Genomic DNA, 7,042 nt, shown 5'->3' on the forward strand with positions numbered 1-7,042 from the left:
TTAATTAAAATACTGTTTATTTTAATTATTCGTATATTCCCTTAAGTGATTGCAGTAACAAAGATGGTAATGTTATGATAAAATCTATGCGAGAAGGTACGGGAGAGTGATCTTCAATTGAGTAAACGAGATTATTATGAAGTACTTGGTGTGTCTAAAGATGCATCTAAGGAAGAAATAAAAAAAGCATATCGTAAACTAGCGAGAAAATATCACCCTGATGTTAGTCAGGAAGATAATGCCGCTGATAAATTTAAAGAAGTTAAAGAAGCTTATGAAGTGTTAAGTAATGCACAAAAACGTCAGCAATATGATCAGTTTGGCCATGCCGGAACTCAACAAGGTGCTGGTCAAGGTGGATTTGGCGGCTTCGAAGACTTTGGCGATTTCGGTGATATCTTTGATATGTTCTTTGGTGGCGGCGGTAGAAGACGTCGTGACCCGAACGCTCCAAGACAAGGTCAAGATCTTCAATATACAATGGAAATAGAGTTTGAAGAAGCAATCTTTGGCAAGGAAACCACGATTGAGATTCCTAAAGAAGAAAATTGTGATACTTGTGACGGGTCTGGTGCTAAACCTGGTACATCAGTTCATACGTGTCAACACTGTCATGGTACAGGACAATTAAATGTGGAGCAAAACACGCCGTTTGGTAGAGTCGTAAATCGTAGAGTTTGTCACCATTGTCAAGGAAGCGGAAAGCAAGTTGAAGAAAAATGCCAAACTTGTGGTGGTGATGGGCAAGTTAAAACGCGTAAGAAAATTGATTTACGCATTCCAGCTGGAGTGGATGATGGACAACAGATTCGTGTAACTGGCCAAGGTGGTCCAGGTGTGAACGGAGGACCTGCTGGTGATTTATTTGTTGTCATTCGCGTGAAACGTCATGAATTCTTTGAACGTGATGGCGATGATATACTATGTGAAATGCCTATTACGTTTACACAAGCAGCATTAGGTGATGAAATTGAAGTACCTACTGTGCATGGTCGAGTTAAGTTAAAAGTTCCTGCTGGTACACAAACAGGTACCCACTTTAGATTAAAAGGTAAAGGGGCCCCTAATGTGCATGGGCATGGTCAAGGCGATCAACATATTTTAGTTAAAGTTGTTGTTCCAAAGAGTCTAAATGAGCGTCAGAAAGAGCTATTAAGAGAATTCCATGAATTAAGTGACGATCATGCTTTAGATGAACAGCAAGACAACTTATTCCAACGTATGAAACGTGCTTTTAAAGGTTAATAGGTTAAAAAATATAAAGTGAGTGATCCGTTATGAAGTGGTCGGAGTTAAAGGTTCATACTACAAACGAAGCTATAGAGCCAATTTCTAATATTCTTCATGAAGCAGGGGCAAGTGGTGTAGTTATTGAAGACCCACAAGATTTATATATCGAAGATGATGTTAAGTTGTTCGGTACAATCTATGAGCTTGACCCAAGTAATTACCCAAGTGAAGGTGTTTATGTGAAAGCTTACCTTCCAGTGAATAGTTTTTTAGGTGAGACCGTAGATGAAATTAAACAATCTATTAACAACTTAGTTAAATATGATATCGATATTGGCCATAACAATGTTACGATCTCAGAAGTCAATGAAGAAGAATGGGCAACAGCTTGGAAAAAATATTATAAACCTGTGAAAATATCTGAGAAAATTACTATTACTCCAACTTGGGAAGAATATGAACCTGTAAGTAGTGATGAAATTATTATTGAGCTTGATCCAGGTATGGCTTTCGGAACGGGGACACACCCAACAACTGTATTATCAATACAAGCTTTGGAACAATATGTAGAAGAAGGGGATATTGTTTATGATGTTGGGTCTGGATCAGGCGTTTTAACCATCGCGGCAGCTCACTTAGGTGCAAAATATATTAAAGCATTTGACTTAGATGAAGTTGCTGTTAAAAGTACTCAAATAAATGTTAAATTAAATAACGCACAAGACCGCGTAGAAGCTAAACAAAATAATCTATTAAACGAGGTTGAGCCTGGTGCAGACCTTATTGTCTCAAATATATTAGCAGAAATTATATTAGAGTTTATAGACGATGCTTATGAAAAAGTAAAACCAGGTGGATACTTCATCACGTCTGGAATTATTCAAGGAAAAAAAGATGTGGTGAAAGAGGCTTTAAAATCATCAGGGTTTGAAATTGTAGAAGTAAATGCAATGGAAGACTGGATTTCTATAGTTGCCAGAAAACCTAGATAAATGAGGTAACAAACATGCAACGCTATTTTATCCCATCAGATCAATGGAAAGATGATACGGTTACTATTATAGATGATGATTATCACCATATTGTTAATGTCATGCGAATGAAAGAAGGGCAATCTGTTATTTGTAGTTCAAATGGATTGTCCTATCTGTGTGAAATTAAACAAATTGATGATCGTTCCGTTATCTGTGAATTAATCGAAAAGTTAACAGAACAACAGGAATTACCTATAAGTGTAACTTTAGCTCAGGGTTTACCTAAAGGTGATAAATTAGATCTAATTGTTCAAAAATCCACTGAACTAGGAATGGAACATTTTGTTCCATTACAAATGGATCGGACTATTGTAAAATGGGATCATAAAAAGGAACAAAAAAAGCTAGATAGGTTACGCAAAATTGCTAAAGAAGCTAGTGAACAATCTCACCGTTCAATTGTTCCAGTTATTCATGCAAAGCAATCATTAAAAGAACTAATCCAATCCAAAACATATAATCATCTCTGGGTAGCAAGTGAGTTAGAAGCTAAGGATGATACGAATCATTCCTCATCATTCAAAGCAGCTATTCAGCAAGTTAATGAAGGTGACCATATTTTAATAATTGTTGGACCTGAAGGCGGTTTTTCAGAAAAAGAAATTAGTTATCTAAAACGACAAGGATGCCAATCGATTCGGCTTGGCCCAAGGATTTTAAGGACTGAAACAGCCCCATTATATGCTTTGTCAGCTATATCATTTTATTTTGAAGAATGGAGGTGCGAAGTGTGACAACTGTAGCGTTTCACACTTTAGGGTGTAAAGTAAATCATTACGAAACTGAAGCCATTTGGCAATTCTTTAAAGAAAACGATTACGAGCGTGTCGATTTTAATCAACACTCTGATGTTTACGTAATCAATACGTGTACAGTTACTAATACAGGTGATCGTAAAAGTCGTCAGGTTATACGACGAGCTGTCCGTAAAAATCCTGAAGCTGTCATTTGTGTAACTGGTTGTTATGCACAAACGTCACCAGATGAAATCATGGAGATTCCTGGTGTTGATATTGTTGTTGGTACCCAAGAACGTCGAAAAATGCTTGAGTACATAGAGCAATATAAAAAAGATCGTGAACCAATTAATGGCGTCAGAAACATTATGAAAACTCGTGTGTTCGAGGAAATGGATGTTCCACAGTTCACAGACCGAACTCGTGCATCACTTAAAATTCAAGAAGGTTGTAACAACTTTTGTACATTCTGTATTATTCCGTGGGCTAGAGGGCTGATGCGTTCCCGTCCACCAGAAGAGGTTGTAAAACAAGCTCAACAATTAGTTGATGCTGGTTATAAAGAAATTGTATTAACAGGTATTCATACTGGTGGTTACGGTGAAGATTTAAAAGATTATAATTTAGCTCAGTTATTACGAGATCTTGAGTCACAAGTTAGAGGATTAAAACGCATCCGTATTTCTTCAATTGAAGCGAGCCAAATTAGTGATGAAGTGATTGAAGTGTTGGATCAATCTGAAAAGGTTGTACGTCATTTACACATTCCTTTACAATCTGGTTCTGACACGGTGTTAAAACGTATGCGCAGAAAATACACAATGGAATTTTACATGTCTAGAGTAAAGAAGGTTAAGCAGGCATTACCTGGCTTAGCCATTACATCTGATGTAATTGTCGGCTTCCCAGGTGAAACTGAAGAGGAATTTATGGAAACATATCGTTCAATTCAAGAAATTGGATTCTCTGAATTACATGTTTTTCCTTACTCACAACGTACAGGAACACCTGCTGCGCGCATGAAAGATCAAATTGATGATGAGATTAAACATGAGCGAGTTCGTAAATTAATTGAGCTATCTAACCAGCAGGCAAAAGAGTATGCTTCACAGTATGAAGATGAAGTACTTGAAGTGATACCAGAAGAAAAGTACAAACGTGACCCTGAAAGTGGGATGTATGAAGGTTACACAGATAACTACTTAAAAGTAGTGTTCCCAGCAACAGAAGATATGGTTGGGAAAATTGTTAAAGTTAAAGTTACGAAAGCTGGTTATCCATACAATGAAGCGGAGTTTGTTCGTGTTATGGATGATGCTCCAGTTAAACAGGCTGCAAATCAATAAGGAGTGAATAAATAATGTCAAAAACTAATTTAGCGTCAATGATCGACCATACCCAGTTAAAACCTGATACACAGTCGGAAAAGATTAATCAAATCTGTCAAGAGGCAAAAGAGAATGGATTTGCTTCTGTTTGTGTGAATCCTACTTGGGTGCCTCATTGTTATGAATTACTAAAAGAGACTGAGGTTAAAGTGTGTACAGTAATTGGTTTCCCTTTAGGAGCTACAACGTCTGAAACTAAGGCTTTTGAAACTAAAAACGCAATTGAAAATGGTGCAACAGAAGTGGACATGGTCATTAACATTGGATCATTAAAAGATGGACGTTATGAAGAAGTTGAACGTGACATTCAAGCAGTTGTAGATGCTGCAAAAGATAAAGCTCTTGTAAAAGTTATTATTGAAACGTCATTATTAACTAAAGATGAAAAAGTAAAAGCTTGTGAATTATCTAAGAAAGCAGGGGCGGATTTTGTTAAAACGTCAACTGGATTCTCTGGTGGAGGAGCAACAGTTGAGGACGTCAAATTAATGAGATTGACAGTAGGACCAGAAATGGGTGTTAAAGCTTCTGGTGGTGTTCGTAGTCTTGACGATGCGAATGCTATGATCGATGCAGGCGCTACACGTATTGGTGCCTCATCAGGTGTTGAAATCGTTAAAGGTAATGTTGCAGATAGCGATTACTAAAATATTAAATCATTATTAATGGCGATTCCTTCAAGAAGGGAATCGCCTTTTTCTCTTCAAATCACTAAACGTTAACAAAGCCTTTTCTTTTAAGGAATAGATGGTCTGTGTATCGTAGTGATAAACTTTATGAATGGCTTCATTAAAATGAAGAATAAAAGTCCAGTTAATACATTATATCCAACTGCAATCCACACAACTTGTTGTTCCGGCACGCTGGATAGCCATTGAGCTAAATTAACAAGAGGCTGACCAACTATTAACGGAAAGGCAATGATGGCTCCTAGTACATTCATCCATATATGTGCGTATGCAGTAATTCTCGCATGGTATGGCTGTCTAAGTGATACTAAATATACTGTGAAACAAGTACCGATATTAGCTCCGAGTAACACGTAATAAATCTGTATTAAAGGAATTGCGCCATCATGTGAGAAACTCATCAGCATACCAGTTGCAACGGTAGACGATTGAATTAACATAGTAAAGATCATGCCGAATATAGATAATGCAACTGGCGAGTTATGTTCTGAATGTACAATATATTGAATCCGGTCGGTTGGAATAATATGAATTAAATTTTCAAATCCGTTTAATGCACTAAAGACAACACCTAAACCGAAAATGATTAGTCCAAAAAGCAATGTTTTTTGGTTGTGAATTAAAATCATGACAAAACCTAAGATTAAACAAAATAACATAAGGTGTACTTCATTCCAAACAAATAATTGTGCTGTGAAAGTTGTCCCAATATTTGCCCCAATTAAATAACTAATCGCGAAGGGTAATGACATTTTCATTGAGGCCAAAAATGTCACAAGTAATGCGATTGAGGCGGAACTACTTTGTAATATTAAAGTGAAAAACAAACCAAAAATTAAACCATTGAGTGGAGTTAGTTTTGGTGTTAATTTTCCAAGTTGATTATATGTTAAGCCTTTAATTCCAATTCTCATTAGTGTGATTCCAAATAAGAAAATACCTATGAACAGGAAGATTTGCATTATAACGTTATACATGTCCAACACCTCATTTAATTTTATGGAAAAGTTGTATAAACATGAATAAAAGTTTGATGGTTATTGATTTTTATAGAAATGTTTAATATAATAACTAAAGATGTGTGAAAGGTGCACATGTTTTATTTTGTGTTTTATTTGGAGGGAGGGTTGAGCATGTCAAATACAACTCGCGTTAAAAAAAATGAGTCAATTGAAGATGCTCTTCGACGCTTTAGACGTAGTGTTTCAAAGAACGGCACATTGTCTGAGTATCGTAAGCGTGAATACTACGAAAAGCCTAGCGTACGTAGAAAGAAAAAGTCAGAAGCTGCTAGAAAGCGTAAAAAATAGAAGAGGGTGTAACATGGAATGACTTTGCTTGAACGTTTGAATCAAGATATGAAACAAGCATTAAAGAACAAGGAAAAAGATCGTCTCACTGTTATTCGCATGGTTAAGTCTTCATTACAGAATGAAGCAATTAAAAAGGGCGAGGAGTTATCTGAAGACGATGAAATGCAAGTGTTAACGCGTGAAGTAAAGCAAAGAAAAGATTCCCTCCAGGAGTTTAAGAATGCAAATCGTGATGATCTAGCAGAAAAAACTGAGCAAGAATTAGAAATTATTCAAGGTTATTTACCAGAGCAATTGTCTGATGAAGAACTTGAGCAAATTGTCATTAATACGATTAATGAAGTCGGTGCATCATCCAAAAGTGATATGGGGAAAGTGATGAGTGCCGTTATGCCTAAGGTTAAAGGTCAAGCAGATGGCTCAAAAGTAAATAAAATGGTCATGAACCATTTACAATAATGACTAAGTAATAAAATACCTAATCCGAAACTTCTTAGAAATGTTTTGGTTAGGTATTTTATTTTTTGGCTCTATAATATTTGTTGGGGTAAAGGTTATTTTCTGATAATTCACTATGTGTTTTAAGGGGAACCTTCCAGGTTAGGCCTTCCCTTTCCGCGGGCGATCCGCGAGCCTCCTCGAACTCCACTA

Annotated in this window: 8 protein-coding genes; 7 read left to right on the forward strand and 1 reads right to left on the reverse strand. The window is 36.5% G+C overall.

Annotated features, from left to right (window positions below):
• Window positions 1-117: 117 nt before the first annotated feature.
• Genes dnaJ through deoC form a run of 5 tightly spaced genes read left to right on the forward strand, consistent with a single transcriptional unit; the run spans window position 118 to window position 5,036 of the window.
• A complete protein-coding gene (dnaJ, locus tag ACTWQB_RS02835; protein ID WP_443137664.1) occupies window positions 118-1,245 on the forward strand; it encodes a molecular chaperone DnaJ in 1,128 nt (375 codons plus the stop codon).
• Between the two features lie 32 nt (window positions 1,246-1,277).
• A complete protein-coding gene (gene prmA, locus ACTWQB_RS02840) occupies window positions 1,278-2,222 on the forward strand; it encodes a 50S ribosomal protein L11 methyltransferase (RefSeq protein ID WP_443137665.1) in 945 nt (314 codons plus the stop codon).
• 14 nt (window positions 2,223-2,236) lie between these two features.
• Window positions 2,237-2,998 carry a 16S rRNA (uracil(1498)-N(3))-methyltransferase gene (locus ACTWQB_RS02845; protein ID WP_443137666.1) on the forward strand — a complete coding sequence of 254 codons (762 nt, stop codon included), beginning with the start codon at window positions 2,237-2,239 and terminating at the stop codon, window positions 2,996-2,998.
• A complete protein-coding gene (gene mtaB / locus ACTWQB_RS02850; protein WP_443137667.1) occupies window positions 2,995-4,347 on the forward strand; it encodes a tRNA (N(6)-L-threonylcarbamoyladenosine(37)-C(2))-methylthiotransferase MtaB in 1,353 nt (450 codons plus the stop codon). Before ACTWQB_RS02845 ends, mtaB begins: the two co-directional genes overlap by 4 nt.
• Before the next feature lie 14 nt (window positions 4,348-4,361).
• Window positions 4,362-5,036, forward strand: a complete 675-nt coding sequence (gene deoC, locus ACTWQB_RS02855) for a deoxyribose-phosphate aldolase (RefSeq protein ID WP_443137668.1) — start codon at window positions 4,362-4,364, stop codon at window positions 5,034-5,036.
• 89 nt (window positions 5,037-5,125) lie between these two features.
• On the opposite strand, the gene ACTWQB_RS02860 is transcribed toward deoC, so the two are convergent.
• Window positions 5,126-6,055 (reverse strand): Na/Pi symporter, encoded by a 930-nt coding sequence (locus ACTWQB_RS02860; RefSeq protein WP_443137669.1) that lies wholly within the window; start codon window positions 6,053-6,055, stop codon window positions 5,126-5,128.
• 156 nt (window positions 6,056-6,211) lie between these two features.
• On the opposite strand from ACTWQB_RS02860, the gene rpsU reads away from it, so the two are divergent.
• Together rpsU and ACTWQB_RS02870 are read left to right on the forward strand one after the other, a co-directional pair.
• The gene (gene rpsU / locus ACTWQB_RS02865; RefSeq protein WP_054753022.1) at window positions 6,212-6,388 is read left to right on the forward strand and encodes a 30S ribosomal protein S21; all 177 of its coding nucleotides are present in this window, start codon (window positions 6,212-6,214) and stop codon (window positions 6,386-6,388) included.
• An 18-nt stretch (window positions 6,389-6,406) separates the two neighbouring features.
• Complete coding sequence (locus ACTWQB_RS02870; protein ID WP_443137670.1) at window positions 6,407-6,850, forward strand: GatB/YqeY domain-containing protein; 444 nt, start codon at window positions 6,407-6,409, stop codon at window positions 6,848-6,850.
• Window positions 6,851-7,042 lie beyond the last annotated feature (192 nt).

This window comes from Piscibacillus sp. B03 (assembly GCF_052246295.1).
GTDB lineage: Bacteria > Bacillota > Bacilli > Bacillales > Alkalibacillaceae > Piscibacillus.

Bases quoted from the DNA above. Each gene is read 5' to 3' on its own strand.
- ACTWQB_RS02860 (WP_443137669.1), bottom strand. From the start codon at position 6,055: ATGTATAACGTTATAATGCAAATCTTCCTGTTCATAGGTATTTTCTTA.
- ACTWQB_RS02870 (WP_443137670.1), top strand. From the start codon at position 6,407: ATGACTTTGCTTGAACGTTTGAATCAAGATATGAAACAAGCATTAAAG.
- deoC (WP_443137668.1), top strand. From the start codon at position 4,362: ATGTCAAAAACTAATTTAGCGTCAATGATCGACCATACCCAGTTAAAA.
- rpsU (WP_054753022.1), top strand. From the start codon at position 6,212: ATGTCAAATACAACTCGCGTTAAAAAAAATGAGTCAATTGAAGATGCT.
- ACTWQB_RS02845 (WP_443137666.1), top strand. From the start codon at position 2,237: ATGCAACGCTATTTTATCCCATCAGATCAATGGAAAGATGATACGGTT.
- prmA (WP_443137665.1), top strand. From the start codon at position 1,278: ATGAAGTGGTCGGAGTTAAAGGTTCATACTACAAACGAAGCTATAGAG.